At 47.8% G+C, this 17,531-nt stretch carries 17 protein-coding genes and 1 pseudogene; 15 read left to right on the plus strand and 3 right to left on the minus strand.

Annotation, left to right across the window (positions count from 1 at the left end; genetic code table 11):
- The first annotated feature begins 18 nt into the window (after nucleotides 1–18).
- The 10 genes and pseudogenes from cobO (at nucleotide 19) to S2091_RS19085 (ending at nucleotide 9,387) form a co-directional block, all read left to right on the plus strand.
- Nucleotides 19–651, plus strand: a complete 633-nt coding sequence (cobO, locus tag S2091_RS19045) for a cob(I)yrinic acid a,c-diamide adenosyltransferase (protein WP_105533549.1) — start codon at nucleotides 19–21, stop codon at nucleotides 649–651.
- On the plus strand, nucleotides 651–1,967 hold the full coding sequence (locus tag S2091_RS19050) for a cobyrinic acid a,c-diamide synthase CobB (RefSeq protein WP_105533550.1): 1,317 nt from the start codon (nucleotides 651–653) through the stop codon (nucleotides 1,965–1,967). The genes cobO and S2091_RS19050 overlap by 1 nt, the downstream gene beginning before the upstream one ends.
- Nucleotides 1,964–2,521 (plus strand): bifunctional adenosylcobinamide kinase/adenosylcobinamide-phosphate guanylyltransferase, encoded by a 558-nt coding sequence (gene cobU / locus S2091_RS19055; RefSeq protein ID WP_105533551.1) that lies wholly within the window; start codon nucleotides 1,964–1,966, stop codon nucleotides 2,519–2,521. Before S2091_RS19050 ends, cobU begins: the two co-directional genes overlap by 4 nt.
- Nucleotides 2,515–3,486 (plus strand): adenosylcobinamide-phosphate synthase CbiB, encoded by a 972-nt coding sequence (cbiB, locus tag S2091_RS19060; protein ID WP_105533552.1) that lies wholly within the window; start codon nucleotides 2,515–2,517, stop codon nucleotides 3,484–3,486. The genes cobU and cbiB overlap by 7 nt, the downstream gene beginning before the upstream one ends.
- Nucleotides 3,479–4,468: a threonine-phosphate decarboxylase CobD gene (gene cobD, locus S2091_RS19065; protein WP_105533553.1), complete on the plus strand. Its 990-nt coding sequence runs from the start codon at nucleotides 3,479–3,481 to the stop codon at nucleotides 4,466–4,468. Before cbiB ends, cobD begins: the two co-directional genes overlap by 8 nt.
- A gap of 444 nt (nucleotides 4,469–4,912) precedes the next feature.
- On the plus strand, nucleotides 4,913–5,794 hold the full coding sequence (locus S2091_RS19070; RefSeq protein WP_105533554.1) for a cobalamin-binding protein: 882 nt from the start codon (nucleotides 4,913–4,915) through the stop codon (nucleotides 5,792–5,794).
- Nucleotides 5,795–5,821: 27 nt separating this feature from the next.
- Nucleotides 5,822–6,622: an ABC transporter substrate-binding protein gene (locus tag S2091_RS19075; protein WP_105533555.1), complete on the plus strand. Its 801-nt coding sequence runs from the start codon at nucleotides 5,822–5,824 to the stop codon at nucleotides 6,620–6,622.
- Nucleotides 6,619–8,055 (plus strand): annotated as a pseudogene (locus tag S2091_RS19080) (cobyric acid synthase); the annotation flags it as partial. The gene S2091_RS19075 and the pseudogene S2091_RS19080, both read left to right, overlap by 4 nt.
- Nucleotides 8,053–8,739, plus strand: a complete 687-nt coding sequence (gene bluB / locus S2091_RS24545) for a 5,6-dimethylbenzimidazole synthase (RefSeq protein WP_165795034.1) — start codon at nucleotides 8,053–8,055, stop codon at nucleotides 8,737–8,739. The pseudogene S2091_RS19080 and the gene bluB, both read left to right, overlap by 3 nt.
- Before the next feature lie 135 nt (nucleotides 8,740–8,874).
- Entirely contained in the window at nucleotides 8,875–9,387 is a 513-nt protein-coding gene (locus S2091_RS19085; RefSeq protein ID WP_105533557.1) for a peroxiredoxin family protein, read from the plus strand.
- A 107-nt stretch (nucleotides 9,388–9,494) separates the two neighbouring features.
- Here the strand turns inward: S2091_RS19085 and S2091_RS19090 are convergent, their stop codons facing one another.
- Both S2091_RS19090 and S2091_RS19095 read right to left on the minus strand, forming a co-directional pair.
- Nucleotides 9,495–10,004: a hypothetical protein gene (locus S2091_RS19090; protein WP_105533558.1), complete on the minus strand. Its 510-nt coding sequence runs from the start codon at nucleotides 10,002–10,004 to the stop codon at nucleotides 9,495–9,497.
- A gap of 87 nt (nucleotides 10,005–10,091) precedes the next feature.
- Nucleotides 10,092–11,012: a LysR family transcriptional regulator gene (locus S2091_RS19095; protein ID WP_105533559.1), complete on the minus strand. Its 921-nt coding sequence runs from the start codon at nucleotides 11,010–11,012 to the stop codon at nucleotides 10,092–10,094.
- A gap of 109 nt (nucleotides 11,013–11,121) precedes the next feature.
- Here S2091_RS19095 and S2091_RS19100 point away from each other — a divergent pair, with 109 nt between their 5' ends.
- The 4 genes from S2091_RS19100 to S2091_RS19115 all read left to right on the plus strand — a co-directional run bounded on the left by S2091_RS19100 (nucleotide 11,122) and on the right by S2091_RS19115 (nucleotide 14,716).
- Nucleotides 11,122–11,736 carry an FMN-dependent NADH-azoreductase gene (locus S2091_RS19100; protein WP_105533560.1) on the plus strand — a complete coding sequence of 205 codons (615 nt, stop codon included), beginning with the start codon at nucleotides 11,122–11,124 and terminating at the stop codon, nucleotides 11,734–11,736.
- An 85-nt stretch (nucleotides 11,737–11,821) separates the two neighbouring features.
- A complete protein-coding gene (locus S2091_RS19105; protein ID WP_105533561.1) occupies nucleotides 11,822–12,712 on the plus strand; it encodes a pirin family protein in 891 nt (296 codons plus the stop codon).
- Between the two features lie 16 nt (nucleotides 12,713–12,728).
- Complete coding sequence (gene ribA, locus S2091_RS19110) at nucleotides 12,729–13,364, plus strand: GTP cyclohydrolase II (RefSeq protein WP_105533562.1); 636 nt, start codon at nucleotides 12,729–12,731, stop codon at nucleotides 13,362–13,364.
- A gap of 152 nt (nucleotides 13,365–13,516) precedes the next feature.
- Entirely contained in the window at nucleotides 13,517–14,716 is a 1,200-nt protein-coding gene (locus S2091_RS19115) for a patatin-like phospholipase family protein (protein WP_105533563.1), read from the plus strand.
- Nucleotides 14,717–14,872: 156 nt separating this feature from the next.
- Here S2091_RS19115 and S2091_RS19120 read toward each other — a convergent pair whose 3' ends face one another.
- Nucleotides 14,873–15,274: a hypothetical protein gene (locus tag S2091_RS19120; RefSeq protein ID WP_105533564.1), complete on the minus strand. Its 402-nt coding sequence runs from the start codon at nucleotides 15,272–15,274 to the stop codon at nucleotides 14,873–14,875.
- 233 nt (nucleotides 15,275–15,507) lie between these two features.
- Here S2091_RS19120 and S2091_RS19125 point away from each other — a divergent pair, with 233 nt between their 5' ends.
- Nucleotides 15,508–17,070 (plus strand): mechanosensitive ion channel family protein, encoded by a 1,563-nt coding sequence (locus tag S2091_RS19125; protein ID WP_165795033.1) that lies wholly within the window; start codon nucleotides 15,508–15,510, stop codon nucleotides 17,068–17,070.
- The last annotated feature ends 461 nt before the right edge of the window (nucleotides 17,071–17,531 follow it).

A 17,531-nucleotide genomic window follows, 5' to 3' on the forward strand; every position in this document is an offset into this window, starting at 1 on the left:
TACTCAATAGGAAATAGCATGAGCGAAGAAAATACTCCAACATCAAAAAGTACCGATATTAATGAACGTCATCGGGTGCGGATGGAACGTAAAAAAGAAATCGTTGACGACAAAATTCAACAAGCCCAACGCAAAGCCGGAGTGATTGTTATTACCACCGGCAACGGCAAAGGTAAAAGTTCGAGCGGTTTCGGTATGGTGATACGCGCCATGGGTAATGATATGAAAGTGGGCGTAGTCCAATTTATCAAAGGCGCGATGTCGACCGGCGAAGAAAAATTTCTGCACCGCTTTCCAGATGAGGTAAGTATTCATGCGATGGGTGAGGGCTACACCTGGAATACGCAAAATCGCGAGCGTGATATGGAAAAAGCCGAAGCTGCCTGGGCAAAAAGTAAAGAGTATTTAAGTGACCCTTCGATCGGCTTGGTATTATTGGATGAGCTCAATATTGCGCTGAAATACCATTACCTGGATGTGCATAAAGTGATCGCAGATTTGCAAGCCAGACCGCCGATGCAGCATGTCGTTATTACTGGTCGTGGCGCATTGCCCGAGTTGATAGCAGTTGCTGATACTGTGACCGAAATGCAAGAAGTAAAACATGCATTTAAGAGTGGCATCGGCGCGCAAGCTGGAGTGGAGTGGTAATGCAAGAACAATTGCAAGCACGCATATTGTTGGTGTCTGCTGTGGCCTCGGGTCAGGGTAAAACCACGGTGACTGCTGCCTTGGCACGTAAATTAGTACTGCAAGGGTTGCGAGTGCGGGTATTTAAAACCGGCCCTGATTTCTTAGACCCCATGCTGCTTGAAATAGCGAGCCGTGCTCCGGTATATTCACTCGATTTGTGGATGGTTGGATTAGAACAATGCCGCACTCAATTAGCCGAAGCAGCGCGAGTTGCCGATGTCATTCTGATTGAAGGGGTGATGGGTTTATATGATGGCGCACCGTCCTCGGCGGATTTGGCCCGAGCCTTTGGGGTTCCGGTATTAGCAGTAGTTGATGTGTCTGCCATGGCGCAAACCTGTGGTGCGGTAGTGACGGGCTTGCGAGATTACGGCCCGGTTAATTTGGCTGGCGTCATCGCTAACCGAGTTGCCAGCCCTGGGCACGCGGCTATGGTGGTTGCCGCGTTACGTGATATTCCGATGTTGGCTAGCCTGTCACGGCAAGAAAAGTCGCTGCCGGAACGCCATCTTGGTTTAGTTCTTCCTGATGAAGTGGCTGATATTGAATCCTTGCTTGATACGCTGGCAGAGCAACTCACTCTTGACGCCGACGTTTGGAATGCCATCAGTCCAGTTCAACTGGATCAGGAGCAGGCGATTGAACAAGTAACGTCAACTCTGGCAGGCACGACTATCGCCATAGCGCGTGATGCCGCCTTTGCGTTTTTGTATCCAGCCAATCTTGATTGTTTAACTAAACTAGGTGCCAAGCTGTGCTTTTTTTCACCGCTTGCCAACCAACCCGTGCCATCTGGCGCAAATGCCATCTACTTACCGGGTGGCTATCCAGAATTACATGCTGCGACTTTATCAAAAGCCATGATCTGGCAAGATTCGATAAGACAAGCACATGCACGTGATGTGTCAATCTGGGCTGAGTGTGGAGGCATGATGTCTCTCACGGATAGCTTGTCAGATCTGGAGGGCAACTCTTGGTCTATGGCGGGCATACTGCCTGGCCATGTGGCGATGCAAAAACGTTTGGCGGGATTAGGCTCGCAAGGTTTAACTACCCGGCATGGCATATTGCGTGGGCATACTTTTCATTATTCTCGTTTGGAAACCAGTGTTGCGCCTATCTCGGCTACCTTTAAGCATTCATCTGCTGGAACGGGCGCTGTCGGTGAAGCTGTTTATAAGGTGGGTTCATTAACGGCTTCTTATTTCCATGCTTACTTTCCGTCTTGCCCTTTGGCGGCGGCGATGTTGCTGACTGGAGAAATGGTGATATGACGCGCACGTTGGTATTAGGCGGCGCGCGTTCAGGTAAAAGCGCATTTGCAGAAACTCTTGCGGAAAATCAGGGTAAGGAAGTGATTTATATCGCCACAGCACAAGCCAAAGATACTGAAATGGCCGCGCGCATAAAACATCATCAACAACAACGACCAGCAAGCTGGCGTTTAGTTGAAGAGCCGCTCGCACTTGGTGAAGCACTACTGAAATGGTGTGCGCCGGATCGCGTAGTGTTGATCGATTGTTTGACTTTGTGGCTGGCTAATTTACTGTTTGATGAAAAGACTGAATACCCAGAGATCGGGCTTATTCCCCTGCCTGAATTATTTCACGAGCAGCGCGAACAATTTTTAACGGCATTAACGCAGGTCACTGGCGAATTAATATTGGTGTCGAATGAAGTCGGATTAGGTGTGGTGCCATACGGGGCAGTGTCGCGTTGTTTTGTAGATGAAGCCGGGCGGTTAAACCAAGCCGTAGCTAAGCATTGCGAGAATGTGTTGCTGGTTGCGGCAGGTTTGCCATTAGTTTTAAAAGGAAGTGCATGCTAATTGGCTTGAGCATGCCCGCGATAGCATGGATGCTATTGGCCGGCGTTATTCTTGATCTTGTATACGGTGAATTGCCGCGCTGGCATCCGCTGGTCGGTTTTGGGCGTTGGGCCACATGGGTAGAGCAGCGCTTGAATCGTCAGCGCCATCTTATTTTGCGTGGGTTATTGGCATGGATTATTGTCGTGTTGCCGCTAGTTGGATTGGTGTTTTTGATTAGTAAACAGGATGATTTTGCCTGGCTAGGCCACATCATATTGCTTTATTTTTGCATCGGTTTGCGCAGCTTGCGTGACCATAATTTGCCCATTTTAATGGCGTTAAAAAACCAAGATTTAGAACAGGCGCGTCAGTTAACCAGTCGCATCGTGAGTCGTGATACGGCTAACGCTACTGCTGCTGATTTAGCCAAAGCCAGCACCGAATCTATGCTGGAAAATGGTAATGACGCCGTGTTTGGCACCTTGTTTTGGTTTGTGTTGGCAGGTGGCGCGGGTGCGTTGCTGTTTCGCCTCGCGAACACCCTGGATGCCATGTGGGGTTATCGTAATGCGCGGTTTAATTATTTTGGACGTGTTGCCGCGCGGGTTGATGATGTGATGAACTGGATACCAGCCCGGTTAACGGCGCTGTCTTATGTTTTATTGGCACCAACTTATTTAGATAAACGTTGTGCGTGGCATTGTTGGCGCAGTCAGGCTCCAAACTGGCCTAGCCCTAATGCGGGCCCGGTAATGGCGAGTGGTGCGGGTGCTTTAGGTTTGGCTCTTGGTGGTACTGCTGACTATGGCGGCATAACTGAGCAGCGTCCGTCGCTGGGAGAAGGGCGCGCTGCACAGGGCGAGGATATATTACGGGCCTGGCACTTGGTGTTAACTACCACGGTGTTGTGGCTTGCTATTGCACTCGCGGCAGGTGCCGTATTTTTTGTGTATGGTGGAATGGATGGGCAATTCTATGCTTGAGCACGGCGGAAATTTAAATGATGTTATCCAGCGGTTTGGCAGAGCTCGCGCAGACTGGCTTGATCTTTCAACTGGGCTTAATCCGCATTGTTATCCAGCGCCAGAATTAAGCGCCGATGTTTGGCATCGGCTACCAGAAACAAGCCAGGAATTATGTGCGGCAGCATCGCATTATTATGGAGCGCCGCAGATGCTAGCCGTCGCGGGAACTCAGGCCGCAATTCAGGCATTGCCACGTTTGCGGCCTCCGTCGAAAGTTGTTGTGGCAGCGCCTTCTTATGCAGAACATGCGCATCATTGGGGGCAATATGGGCATACCTTGCGTCAGGTTCCTTATACTGAATTGGCAGGTGTTGTGTGCGATTGTGATGTGATGGTGGTGTGTAATCCGAATAACCCTACCGGGGCGTTGATTGAGCCTGAGCTATTGCTGAATTGGGCGGAGCAGTTGGCTGCGCGTGGTGGTTGGTTAATTGTTGATGAAGCGTTTGCTGATACTGTGCCGCAGAATAGTGTTGTTGCTTGGAGTGGGCAGGAGGGGTTAATTGTTTTACGTTCAGTGGGTAAGTTTTTCGGGTTGGCTGGATTGCGATTGGGTTTTGTTGCGGCAAGTTTGCCCTTGCTTAGGCAGATGGAAGAGTTGTTGGGGCCTTGGGCAATTAGTAGTGCTGCGCAGCAAATTGGGTGTGCTGCGTTGCGTGATAGTGCTTGGCAGGGCGCTACACGGCTTTCATTAACAGCATCGGGAAAACGCTTGAATGCGTTATTGCTACAGTGCGGCATTCAAGCTAACGGTAGTGCGTTATTTCAATGGTGGCCGGAACCATATGCCGAACAATTTTGGTTGCATATGGCTGAACGTGGGATTTTAGTGCGTTTGTTTTCGCAGGCTGGGCGCGGGATTCGGTTGGGATTGCCGCCGGATGAGGTTGGCTGGCGGCGATTGGCTGGGGCGTTGGAAGAATGGGTTATTCGAATTTAATTTTTAATCTACCTGCGCGAAGGATTTAAGGCTTGTTGGTCGGGGGTAGCCCGACAGCTACCTACCTTTTTTGCGTCGCCAAAAAAGGTAGGCCAAAAAAGGCGACCACGCTATTTCGGAAACCCCGATTTTTCTAAGAAAAAAAGGGAAAAGTTCGAAACTCGCCTGCGGGCTAAAAGCCTTGGGTACCTGTGGGAGACTTCTCTTGCAAGAGAAGTCCGTTCCGCAAGCGCGGAGCAATGCTCCACGAAACCCTTGCTACACCTCAGACAACGAACCTTTCTGATCCTTTTTTCCTTAGAAAAACCGGCCGAACTAGAAGTGGAGGTAGGTCAAAAACAACTTCAAAATCAACGTCAACAGCAACACATACAAATTTTACTGAATATCGTGAGTATCATCAGTTAAGTCGTTAAGAAAGCAATTAAGTTAAGTGAGCAAAAAATGAACATCGTAAAATTAATTGGCGGGTTGGTTTGTTTGATTGCAGTGACTGCCAACGCAGCTATTACTGTGCAGGACGACGACGGGAAAACTGTTACGCTGCAAAAACCGGCGCAGCGGATAATTTCTTTGGCTCCGCATGTGACCGAATTGTTGTTTGCCGCAGGCGGCGGCGACCTTATTAAAGGTGTGGTGAGTTATAGCGATTATCCGGAAGCGGCTAAGCTGATTCCTATTATTGGTGATAATCGCGAAGTCGATATTGAGCGCATCATTGCGTTGAAACCGGATTTATTGGTGATCTGGCGGCATGGCAGTTCGGATAAGCAGGTTGAACAGTTACGCAAATTAGGTGTTCCATTGTTTTATAGTGAGCCGCATAAGTTGGTAGATATTCCAAACAACATAAGAGTACTCGGTCAATTAATGGGTACAGAAAAACAGGCGAATAGCGTCGCGGCTGAATTGAGCCAGCAATTGACAGCACTCACCGCAAAGTATGCCAACCGGTCGCCGGTGCGATTGTTTTATCAGGTATGGGATAAACCCTTGTTTACTCTGAATGGTCAGCATATTGTGAGTGACGCGATTCGTGTATGCGGCGGCGTGAATATTTTTGCTAACCTGAAAACGACAGCACCTAATGTCGGCATAGAGGCGGTATTGCAAGAAGACCCAGAAGCGATTATCGGCACCGCAGAAAAAAGCCCGTCGGATGGCGGTGTCGCAATGTGGAAGCGTTATCCCGGCATGACTGCAGTTAAGCGCGCTAATTTATTTTTAGTTGATGGCAACTTGATCAATCGTTCCGGGCCGCGCATGATTGCAGGTACGGCGGCGTTGTGTGAGAAGTTAGATCTGGCCCGTAGTAATAGAAAATAAGCGTAACTCAATTTTAAAGAAACTGTCATGAGCCATTACCACCGCATTGCCTGTCTTTGTACTGAATCGGTTGAAACGTTATACGCGCTTGGTGCGGAAGATTGTATCGCTGGAATTTCCGGCTTCACGGTTCGACCGCCTCGAGCCCGGGAAGAGAAGCCCAAGATTAGCGGATTTTCTTCCTCTAAATTAGAACGTATTTTGGCGGTTAATCCAGATTTAGTGATTGGCTTTTGTAACTTGCAGGCAGATATTTGTCGTGATTTAGCTCATGCAGGGGTGGAAGTGCATCTTTTTAATCAGCGTACCGTTGCGGGGATCTTGCATATGATCGGTGTGCTGGCCGCCTTGGTACAACGGCAAGAGGCGGGACAACAATTAATTGCCGATCTTCAAATGCAGATAGATCAAGCACGCGCACAAGCTGCGCAATGGACGCGCCGACCTGTCATTTATTTTGAAGAATGGAATGACCCGCTCATGAGCGGTATTGGCTGGGCATCTGAGGTAATTACTATTGCTGGTGGTGTCGATGCTTTTCCTGAATTAGCGCTGCATGCCAGTGCCAAGCAACGCATCATTGCCGATCCTGATGAAGTGGTGCGGCGCGCACCGGATATTATTATCGGTTCTTGGTGCGGCAAAAAATTTCAAGCGGAATCCTTGTGTGCCCGGCCTGGTTGGGCAGAAATTCCGGCAGTTAAAAATAAAATGATATTTGAGATTAAATCGCCGGATATCCTCTCGCCAGGCCCGTCGGTAATTTACCAAGGTTTGCGCCAGATAAGTAGCTTTGTCGAACGCTGGCAAGGGTTGGAGTTAGCATGACATCCCCATTTAAAACCCTGATGGTGCAAGGCACTACGTCCGATGCCGGTAAAACTACTGTGGTGGCGGCTTTGTGTCGTTTGCTAGCGCGCCAAGGCATTAAGGTCGTACCGTTTAAGCCGCAAAATATGGCGCTGAATAGTGCGGTGACCGAAGACGGCGGGGAAATCGGCCGCGCTCAGGCTTTGCAGGCACAAGCAGCAGGTATTGCGCCGCATAGCGACATGAATCCCGTACTGCTGAAACCATCGAGCGACACCGGAGCGCAAATTATTATTCACGGTAAAGTCAAAACCGAGATGAATGCGCAGGACTATCACCAATATAAAACCGTTGCCATGCAAGCTGTATTGGAATCTTACCAACGGCTTGGCGAGCGCTTTGATTGCATCGTCGTAGAAGGGGCTGGAAGTCCCGCTGAAATCAACTTACGCGACCGTGATATTGCCAATATGGGCTTTGCCGAAGCGGTTGATTGTCCGGTTATTTTGGTGGCTGATATTGATCGCGGCGGGGTGTTTGCGCACATCGTTGGTACATTGTCCTGCCTTTCTGAGAGCGAGCAGCGGCGTATTGTTGGCTTTGTTATTAATCGATTCAGGGGCGATATTAAATTGCTGGAACCCGGTCTGGATTGGCTTGAAAAACAAACCGGCAAACCGGTGTTGGCGGTTTTACCCTACTTGCACGGTTTGTTTTTGGATGCGGAAGATGCGATACAAGCTAATCAAGTAACAACGGGCGAGTTCCGTATTGTTGTGCCGGTTTTTCCACGAATTAGTAATCACACTGATTTTGATGCATTGCGAGCGCATCCCAATGTCGACCTGAAATTTATCGGCCCCGGACAAGCAATTCCGCCAGCTGATTTGATTATTTTACCGGGCAGTAAAAACACCCGTGCCGACCTTGAGTGGTTGCATCAGCAAGGTTGGGATGTCGCCCTGCATAAGCATTTGCGCTATGGCGGCAAAGTAATCGGCATTTGTGGTGGTTTTCAAATGCTGGGGAACAGCGTTAGCGATAATTTAGGAATAGAAGGAATAGCCGGAGTATCGCCGGGCTTAAACTTGCTCGACATGGTGACTGAGATCGGCCGTGAAAAACGGTTAGGCAATGTGGCCGGACAATGCGCTTTTGCAGCTGCGCAGGTTAGTGGTTATGAAATCCACATGGGGACTTCTGCTGGTACGGCACTAGATGCGCCTGCGTTTTATATTGATGGTCGCCCTGAAGGCGCAATTTCCCAAGACAATCAAATTCTGGGTACTTATCTACATGGTTTGTTTGACCATCCAGAAGCATGCAGTGCGCTATTGCGTTGGGCTGGGTTGGATAGCGAAACCGTGGTTGATCTGTCGGCATTACGCAATCACAGTTTGGATCGAATTGCGGATGCTACCCAGCCATTATTTGATGCGTTGGTGGCTATGAATAACCAGCCAGTTCTTCAAAAAACTCCGGATTCTGAACAATTTTCCGCGCCAGAAATAGCTGGTGTCTATCGCGCGATCCGTGAACGTCGTGATATGCGGCATTTTCATTCACAACCGATAGAAGCCGAACAGTTGCTACGCTTTATACAAGCGGCTCATCAAGGCCCCAGCGTTGGTTATATGCAGCCGTGGCGCTTTATTCGGATAACGGATATTGAACTGAGAAAGCAGATTCATCAGCACGTAAACGATGAACGTCTTCTTACTGCGCAAGCACTCGGAGAGCGTACCAATGAATTTATGCGGCTTAAAGTTGAGGGGATACTTGCTTGCGCCGAGTTGTTAGTGGTTGGTTTAGCCGATAAGCGCGAAGATTATGTATTCGGGCGTCGCACCATGCCCGAAATGGATTTGGCGTCGGCGTCTTGTGCGATTCAAAATTTTTGGCTGGCGGCCCGCGCGGAAGGGATCGGCGTTGGCTGGGTATCGATGTTTGACCCGGCGCAAATCCGTACTTTATGCGCTATGCCGGAAGGCAGTCAGCCGATTGCATTATTGTGTGTTGGGCATGTTGAAAAATTTTATCCAGCGCCTATGCTGGAAGTCGAAGGCTGGGATACGCGGCGTTTGTTGAGCGATATCGTGTTTGAGAATGCTTGGGAAAGTAGCAAATTACCTTAAAAAATAGAGGTATTCCTAGTGGGCAGTCTTTCACTTTATTAAAAGTTATATTTTTTGTCTGTTTTTTTGTAAGATATTGTCTGAAATTTAGACTACTTCAGTAATGCTCACTACAACAAAAGAGGGAAGCGCAACATGGATAGAAGAAAATGGCTGCAAATGGCACTGGCAGGGGGGCTTGCTAGCTTGAATACGTCGCTATTTGCTCAAGATGAAAAAAATATTCCCAAGTTTACTCTGCAGGGCGTTGATGCTAACGGCAAAAAGCTGGAGTTGAGCGATTTTATGGGTAAGACGGTGCTGGTCAGCTTTTTTACTGCCGGTTGTAATGTCTGCACCCGTGATTTGAAGCTAATGCGGGAATTTTATGTGAGTAATTCCAAGCGGAAATTTGTCTTGCTGGCGGTTAATATTGATCAAAACAAGGCCGATTTTGATGAATACAACCAGTTAATTGCGCAGGTAATCCCCCAAGAACAGCGTTTCCCCATGGTTTGGCGTAATGCGCCGAGCCACAAAGATAATTTTGGTACGATAGTTCATCAACCTACCCATTTTGTGATTAATCCCAAAAATGAATTTATCTTTAAACGGGAAGGTAGCTTTGAACCGGAAGATTGGGATAATTTGTGGTCTTCGTTAGGGTAAATCTAATTTATTACCCAATTCGTTATTACTCAAAGCCAAGCCTTAATTAACGTCATCCTCGCGCAGGCGCGGGAATGACGTTGTTCGAGTTTATCGGCTTAGCGGGTTTAATCCCAGACTTTAATTTTTAACTGCAAAGAAATCGCGCCATACAACCGATCTTTATACGATGGGACAATTGCGATATTCAAACCAACCCGTCCCCATTCTGCGCTAGCCATTGGAATTGCCGCCAAGAACCAACCACCATCCTTCATTTTTGGGTAGCCGTTAAATCCACCGGCAACAACACCTAAGCGAAATGGCCCGATTGCTAGCGGTTGATAATACAGCCCTGCATAATTGGAATATTCGCGGTCGCTATTATAAAAACGTCCAACGGTAACTGCGTTGACGGTGGAAAAGCGATATTCCGCACCCAAGCCATAATTGTCGCCATTGAGGCCTTTGTCGCGGTCAAAATGATAGGACAGGAAGCCTGAATCCAGCCAAGCTTCATTCAATGGCTGGGACTCAATCACATCCATGCCAAGTATCGTGTCTGCTTGTGCTACTGGGTTGAGGCATAAGCCTAGCAAAATGAAGCCCAGCATTTTTTTAACCACGTTGTTAATCATGACTTTGTTTTCCGTTTAAGTAGCTTTGTTTATTCAGACCAAATCGACGCACGGGAGCTTACCAGAAAGCGCCGCCTTGGTGTGCTCTTATCCCTTATTTGCAACATGTTCAGCGCAAGTACTCAGTACCGCATCTTGAATTAGTTGCGCCAGGTATTGGGTTCCTGGTCCAGCTACATCCGGGTCAGCAAAAATTAAATACATCGTGGCAAAACGTTCACCGCCGTCTTTTAACGGCAACGCTTTAAGTGTGCCTTCTTTTAGTTGATGCCGAATATTTACTTCAGGAAACCAAGCGAAGCCATAACCGCGTGCCACGGCTTCAATTGATGTGGCGCTGTGGCCGACTGTCCAGCGCTGCGGCGCTTGTGCAATTAAGGTGTTGGTGGTGCGTTTGCTACCTGATTCTCTAATCACTAAATGGCGCTCAGTTTCTAAATCACGAATGCTTAATTCACGGTTTAGCTGATGCAAGGGATGGTTGGGATGGGCAACGGGAATAAACCGGAGTTGAATCAGTGTCCGCCCTAAAAAGCCTTGTGGAATTGAGGTGGCAATCGCCAAATCGACCTGCCCAGTTAGCAGTGCTTCGATGGTGCCGCCCATCACCGATTCAATCAGCTCAATACGGGTATGCGGACTTTTTTTACCGAATTGATCGAAGCAATCAAGCAAAATGAAACTAGGAAAAATAATGTCTGCGGCCAGTCTGATTTCCGGCTCCCAGCCAGCGGATATTTTTTTTGCGGCCCGTTCAATATTTTCGGCTTCAGCCAGTAGATGTAGCGCGCGTCGATACAGTAATTGTCCGGTCGGAGTCAGCACGGCTTTTCTGCCTTGAATTTCAAAGGCGCTAATGCCCAATAAAGATTCCAGTTTTTGCACGGCATAGGTCACGGAAGATTGGCTTTTATGCAAAGCTTCGGCCGCGTTAGCATAGCTGCCGGTATCCACAACGGTGATTAAGGCACGCCACTGTTCTAGTGTTATGTGAGGGAAAGCTGCCATTTGTGATAAACGTATCTAAAAATCTGATTATATCAGTCGAATTATTCTTCTTTTTAATCTATTCATCAAATGTTTAAATGGTGACACTCACTCAAACAAGGATGAAATCATGAAAACCCTACTTCAACTTAATACCAGTTTATTTTCTAATCAAGGTCAATCTAGCTTGTTGGCTAACCGCTTTGTCGCCGCTTGGCAGGCTGATCATGCTGACGGGAAAGTCGTCGTGCGTGATATGGCAACCGACCCGGTACCGCATTTGGATGGTGAACGTTTTTCTGCCTTTTTAAGCAAGCCAGAATCACGTACCGCAGAGCAACAAGCTATTGTTGCATATTCGGATAGTTTAATTAATGAATTAAAAAATGCTGACGTGCTGGTGCTGGGTTTGCCTTTATATAACTTTGGTGTACCTTCAGTTTTAAAAGCCTATATTGATCATATTGCACGCGCTGGTAGTACCTTCAGCTATACGGCTCAAGGTCCGGTTGGTCTGGTGACTGGCAAAAAAGCGCTGATATTTGCCACCCGTGGCGGTCAATATGCCGGTACTGCTATGGATACGCAAACCGACTATGTACGTGGATTCTTGGCTTTTATCGGCATTACCGATGTTGAGTTTGTCTACGCTGAAGGTTTGGCGATGGGTGACGAAGGCAAGCAGGTTGCTATTACTAAAGCGCATGAAAAAATCGCAGAACTGAATCTGGCTTTGGCGGCTTGATTGTAGGGCGTCATACTCAGCGGGTATGACGTTAGTAGATAATAGTAACAATAGTAATTTAAGCGTTTAAAAAATGAGGAATGCTATGGATACCCAAAACACGCAATTAACAACACAAGTTCGCAGCTTGCAAAGAGAAATCACCGGTTTATCTACATCAGACGGCGCGGGCGTTAAATTGCTGCGTAGTTTGGGTAGTGGGCCGCATGCACGGCTTGATCCATTTTTAATGCTGGATGAATTTTCATCGAATAATCCAGATGATTATGTGGCCGGTTTTCCTTCCCACCCACATCGTGGTTTTGATACCGTCACTTATCTTTTAGATGGGCATATGCGCCATGAAGATCATATGGGCAATGTGGGTCATATTAAAAGTGGTGGCGTGCAATGGATGTCGGCCGGGCGCGGCGTAATACACTCGGAAATGCCGCAGCAAGAGCAAGGTCGCATGCGCGGCTTTCAATTGTGGATTAATTTACCTGCTCGCGAAAAAATGAAACCGGCGGGTTATCAGGATATTCAACCTGAGCAAATCCCTGTTATTCATACAGTTGCCGGTGGCTTTGTTAAAGTGATTGCGGGCAGTATTACGGTGGAAGGCACTACAGCGCTTGGTCCGATCCAGGGCGTTACTACTGAGCCGGTGTATTTAGATGTCATGCTGTCGCCGAATAGTCAGCTTAGTTTTGATGTGGCTGAATTGCATCATGCTTTTGTGTACGTTTATGAAGGCCAATTACAAATCGGCGAACGCAGCGTGAAAAACCATAGTGCTGGGATTTTGTCGGAAGGCGGCAAAATCGAGGTACGCAGTTTGGAGCAAGAAACGCGGTTTTTAGTGTTGGCAGGAAAACCAATTGGCGAACCAGTAGTACAATATGGACCTTTCGTAATGAATACGCGCGCCGAAGTGGAGCAAGCCGTGTCGGATTATCAAAACGGTATATTGACTCATCAGCCAGCAGTAGCGTAGTAACGTGGATTTAAGCATGACTAGCAATAAAAATAAAGACCTCGAAACCAGCGCCAGCATCAACAACAGCGGCGTTGAATTTATCTCATCCTGCGTATTGCCAACACCTTGGGCAATTTTTCATTTACATGCTTTTTTTGAAGCAGCCACAGGTAAAGAGCATCTGGCACTCACGTTGGGCGATGTTGCCACTGGCGCTCCGGTGTTGGCACGTTTGCATTCAGAATGTTTGACGGGTGATGCGCTGTTTAGCCAGCGCTGTGATTGTGGTGCGCAGCTTGAAACCGCACTTAAAAAAATTGCTCATGAAGGTTGTGGCGTGTTGCTGTATTTGCGTCAGGAAGGGCGCGGAATTGGCCTGCTGAATAAAGTGCATGCGTATCGTTTGCAAGATGCTGGTGCTGATACGGTGGAAGCCAATCAGGCATTAGGTTTTGCACCCGATATGCGCAATTACCAAATTTGCCAGCCAATGTTGCAGCATTTGCAGGTTAAAGCAGTCAAGTTGATGAGCAATAACCCACGTAAAGCCGCGGCATTGCAAGAATGTGGCATTCAGGTGACTGAGCAAATTCCTCTTATTATCAAGAAAAATCCGCATAATGAGCGCTATCTCCTGACTAAAGCAGCTAAGTTGGGGCATGTGTTTTAAGTGTGGTTTAAGTTGTCATAGACTGGTCTTGCGTTAATGCTATAGTGTTTCTTTTGATACGTTCCTACTGATGTAATTACATATCGTTGTAGTTGCTCATGCGCGCTTTACAACACTGACAATACTGACAACACTGAAAGCAAGCCATCTCTATGACATCGCCTCGTAAAAAAACACCTGCCGCTGCTCCTTCATCTAAATCCACCGTTAAATCCCCTCGCCACAACCATCCTCCTGCGCTAGACCATGAGCATATTGTGTTGGTGCTGCAAGGTGGTGGCGCATTAGGTGCTTATCAGGCTGGCGTGTTTGAAGCGTTGGCTAAAATTCCGAGTGAGCCGAACTGGGTGGCTGGCGTGTCGATTGGTTCGATTAATGCGGCCTTAATTGTCGGCAATGAGCCGCATCGACGTGTTGCGCGGTTGCAGGAATTTTGGGAATTGGTCACTTCGCGCAGCAATATGGTGGCACCGATGTTTGGTCAGCAGTGGTCCACCTTGCATCAGATGGGTGCTTCGATGGCAGCCTCATTCGGTGTGCCGGGCTTCTACAAGCCGCGGGTTCCGCCGCCGATGTTTCAGCCGGAAGGCACTGATGCGGCGATTAGTTACTACGACACCACGCCGCTGCGTGAAACCTTAGAGCGTTTGATTGATTTCGACCTGATTAATAGCGGTCGGGTGCGGCTTTCACTCGGTGCGGTTAATGTACGCACCGGCAACTCCGAATATTTTGATAATACCAAGCAAATCATCGGGCCTGATCACGTGATGGCCAGTGGCGCATTACCCCCTGCATTTGCGCCAATAATGATAGATGGCGAGCCGTATTGGGATGGCGGTATTGTGTCGAATACGCCGTTGCAATACGTGCTGGATAATCGCGGTTTGAAAAAAACCATGGCTGTGCAAGTCGATTTATTTAGTGCGCGTGGCGCAATGCCGCTGAATATGGGCTCCGTGTTGTCGCGCCAAAAAGATATCCAATATTCCAGTCGTACCCGTATGGGTACCGATAAAGCGGCGGAACTGCAGCGTAGCAAGCAGGCGGTGCAACGTTTAATTGCCAAACTTCCCGCGTCTATGCACAATGATCCTGAGGTAAAACATTTAATGGGTGCCACACGTACTGCGCATTTGGATATCGTGCATTTGATTTATCGCCAGGATCGTTATGAACTAGAGTCGAAAGATTACGAATTCTCACGTCCCACCATGCAGGCGCATTGGGAAGCCGGGTTGCGTGACATGCAGCGTACGCTGGATCATCCGGATTGGTTGCAGATGGCATCAGAAAATGACGGCGTGACGGTGTACGATTTAGCGCACACACATTGCTCTGATAAGGAATAAACTGAGCTTTTAAGGGGGGATATGGTTGTTTTATTTCCCCTGTTTTTTTTGAAAAAATCGACTATTTCAATGGTTATCCGGCTGATAAAAATTCACTTTTTCGACAGCATATTTCATTGTCATCGTAAAGTTTGAGTATTAGCTGTGAGCATTGAGTTAAAAATGCATGCCAAAATCGTGGCGTAAAACAATGCTGGAACTGGCTATTAAACTATTTAGCCCCAGAATTAACTGAATCAAGGTATCTTCCGGCAATATCCAAATTTGCCCGCGCGCTGGCGCGGCACCGGTGCAAGCAGCAATAATTGGCACAACCCATTCAGCCGCTTCCGTCACATCCAGCAATAAAATCCCCTCGCTAGTGGTGTGAAGAAATAATTCCCCTCCTAATTCCAAAGCAAAGCAAATTCCCTGACCAATCGGCAGGCCGGAGTTTTGCTCCTGCTCCAAAAAATAATTCAATTCGAGATTGCTGTTAGCCACCCAAATTTCAGCCTCATCAACACCATTCAGTGCAAGCCAGGGACGTTGGTGTGTTTCGGGAAAGGGTGTGTGCATGGAAAACTTAAGAGTGCTGAATAAGGGGAGTGATTGTACCGAACATGTTGCACTAATCTTCAAAAAATTATGCAACAAGGAAACTAGTAAACCAAGTGTTAATTGCCAATGCTAAACTAAATGCTTATTAACAAGTATTTTTCATTCAATCGATAACTATGAATCTGCCGAAGCTTCTTTTCTGCGTCTGTCTCGTTTGGTCAGCGGCGTACGCACCCGTACAAGCTAGCGATATGCCTGCGTTGGTTACTACTCCAGCTCCAGAAAAAACCAATGATGCGACGTTAACGGTTGAAAATCGCGCCATCATGACTTTTCGTTCTTCGGTGCTGGGAATTGAGCCACTCGAACGAGTTAAGCGTGCGGAAAGCCGGATAGAAAAGCAGTTGAGTAACGGTGGGCAGCATAAGGCTTCCATGTTGGCGATGCCGCCCGGGATATTGATTCAAATTGACAATGCGGGCAGTTTTTATATTTCCCCTGGTGACATTGATCAATTTCAGCAAGAAACGTTGGAAGCGAATGCAAAAAATGCGGTCGATAATTTAAATTTGGCGATTAGTGAAACCCATGAAAGCCGCAGCCTTGATTACATGTTGCGTGCCGCTGCTTATTCTGCGCTGGCGACCATTATCTACTTTTTTGCGCTGTGGCTGGTGAGCAAAGTCCGGCATGTGGTTGAACATCGTTTGCTTAAATTCGCCAATGCCAAAATAGACCTGTTGGATGACACCAGTTCGCAAATCATTAATCGTGAACGTATTCAGTGGGTTTTTAGTGGTTTGGTGCAAGTATTTTCATGGTTATTAATTTTGTTGCTGAGTTATGAATGGCTGAGCGTGTTGATGGAGCAATTTCCTGTTACACGGCCATGGGGCGAACATTTGAACGGTTATTTTGTTGGCTTAATCGTGATGCTCGGAACGGCGATTCTGAAATCGATCCCAGATTTATTTACCGCCATTGTTATTTTCTTGTTGGCCAGAGCGGTAACGCAAGGTTTAAGCCGCTTCTTTGGTCGGGTCCAAGACAAGTCAATTCAACTGAGCTGGCTGGATGCAGCAGTCGCCGTGCCAACTCGTCGCATCGCGAATATGGCGGTGTGGTTGTTTGCGCTGGCGATGGCATATCCGTATTTGCCGGGTGCTAATACTGAAGCATTTAAAGGTGTTTCGGTGTTGGTCGGCTTGATGATTTCGATGGGGGCGTCCGGCTTGGTGGGGCAAGTGGTGAGTGGTTTACTGCTGACTTACACTGGAATTTATCGTAAAGGCGAATTTATTCATGTGCTGGATTATGAAGGGTCGATTGTTGAAATGGGGATGTTTACCACCCGTATCCGTAATGGCATGGGAGTGGAATTAACTTTGCCGAATTCGCTGGTATTAAGCAATGTGACATTGAATTATTCTAAAGCGGTGCAGGGTGATGGTTTTATTGTGGATACCAAAGTCACCATCGGCTATGACACACCGTGGCGTCAGGTGCAAGAAATGCTGATACTTGCTGCGCAGCGTACTCCGGGAGTGATCAGTCATCCAGCGCCGAAGGTTTTTCAAACGGCGTTATCGGATTTTTATCCTGAATATTTATTGATTTGTCAGGCGATACCTTGTGATGCGCAACTCAGGGCGGAAGTGATGAACCAGTTGCATGGCAATATACAGGACGTGTTTAATGAGTATGGGGTGCAGATTATGTCGCCGCATTATTTGGGAGATCCGGCGCAGGAGAAGGTGGTGGCTAAGGGGGATTGGTTTAGGGCGCCGGCAGCGGGGGCAGTGGGGGCTGAATAATTGATTAGTTGGCAGAGTTCGTAGGAATTTGTATGTGTTGCAGTTGTTTTTGACGTTGTTTTTGAAGTTGCTTTTGACCTGCCCCCACTTCTAGTTCGGCCGATTATTTTACGGATAAATGGATCAGAAAGGTTCGCTGTTTGAGGTGTAGCAAGGGTTTCGTGGAGCATTGCTCCGCGCGTGCGGAACGGACTTCCCTTGCAAGGGAAGTCTCCCACAGGCACCTAAGGCTTTTATGCCGCAGGCGAGTTTCGAACTTTTCCCATTTATCCGTAAAATAATCGGGGTTTCCGAAATAGCGTGGTCGCCTTTTTTGGGTTACCTTTTTTTGACGTGTATAGACGTGAGACATGGGTAACACCTGTATCAGGACATAGGTAACACTATTGGGCATCAAGAATGATGTCCAATCGGAGCCGCCATTATGACCTGGAATACAGCCAATACTATGGACTTACGTT

This window comes from Solimicrobium silvestre (genome assembly GCF_002976435.1).
GTDB lineage: Bacteria > Pseudomonadota > Gammaproteobacteria > Burkholderiales > Burkholderiaceae_D > Solimicrobium > Solimicrobium silvestre.

Bases quoted from the DNA above. Each gene is read 5' to 3' on its own strand.
- S2091_RS19100 (WP_105533560.1), top strand. From the start codon at position 11,122: ATGAAAACCCTACTTCAACTTAATACCAGTTTATTTTCTAATCAAGGT.
- cbiB (WP_105533552.1), top strand. From the start codon at position 2,515: ATGCTAATTGGCTTGAGCATGCCCGCGATAGCATGGATGCTATTGGCC.
- S2091_RS19095 (WP_105533559.1), bottom strand. From the start codon at position 11,012: ATGGCAGCTTTCCCTCACATAACACTAGAACAGTGGCGTGCCTTAATC.
- S2091_RS19120 (WP_105533564.1), bottom strand. From the start codon at position 15,274: ATGCACACACCCTTTCCCGAAACACACCAACGTCCCTGGCTTGCACTG.
- S2091_RS19050 (WP_105533550.1), top strand. From the start codon at position 651: ATGCAAGAACAATTGCAAGCACGCATATTGTTGGTGTCTGCTGTGGCC.
- S2091_RS19105 (WP_105533561.1), top strand. From the start codon at position 11,822: ATGGATACCCAAAACACGCAATTAACAACACAAGTTCGCAGCTTGCAA.
- S2091_RS19070 (WP_105533554.1), top strand. From the start codon at position 4,913: ATGAACATCGTAAAATTAATTGGCGGGTTGGTTTGTTTGATTGCAGTG.
- ribA (WP_105533562.1), top strand. From the start codon at position 12,729: ATGACTAGCAATAAAAATAAAGACCTCGAAACCAGCGCCAGCATCAAC.
- bluB (WP_165795034.1), top strand. From the start codon at position 8,053: ATGAATAACCAGCCAGTTCTTCAAAAAACTCCGGATTCTGAACAATTT.
- S2091_RS19075 (WP_105533555.1), top strand. From the start codon at position 5,822: ATGAGCCATTACCACCGCATTGCCTGTCTTTGTACTGAATCGGTTGAA.
- cobU (WP_105533551.1), top strand. From the start codon at position 1,964: ATGACGCGCACGTTGGTATTAGGCGGCGCGCGTTCAGGTAAAAGCGCA.
- S2091_RS19115 (WP_105533563.1), top strand. From the start codon at position 13,517: ATGACATCGCCTCGTAAAAAAACACCTGCCGCTGCTCCTTCATCTAAA.
- S2091_RS19085 (WP_105533557.1), top strand. From the start codon at position 8,875: ATGGATAGAAGAAAATGGCTGCAAATGGCACTGGCAGGGGGGCTTGCT.
- cobD (WP_105533553.1), top strand. From the start codon at position 3,479: ATGCTTGAGCACGGCGGAAATTTAAATGATGTTATCCAGCGGTTTGGC.
- S2091_RS19125 (WP_165795033.1), top strand. From the start codon at position 15,508: ATGCCTGCGTTGGTTACTACTCCAGCTCCAGAAAAAACCAATGATGCG.
- cobO (WP_105533549.1), top strand. From the start codon at position 19: ATGAGCGAAGAAAATACTCCAACATCAAAAAGTACCGATATTAATGAA.
- S2091_RS19090 (WP_105533558.1), bottom strand. From the start codon at position 10,004: ATGATTAACAACGTGGTTAAAAAAATGCTGGGCTTCATTTTGCTAGGC.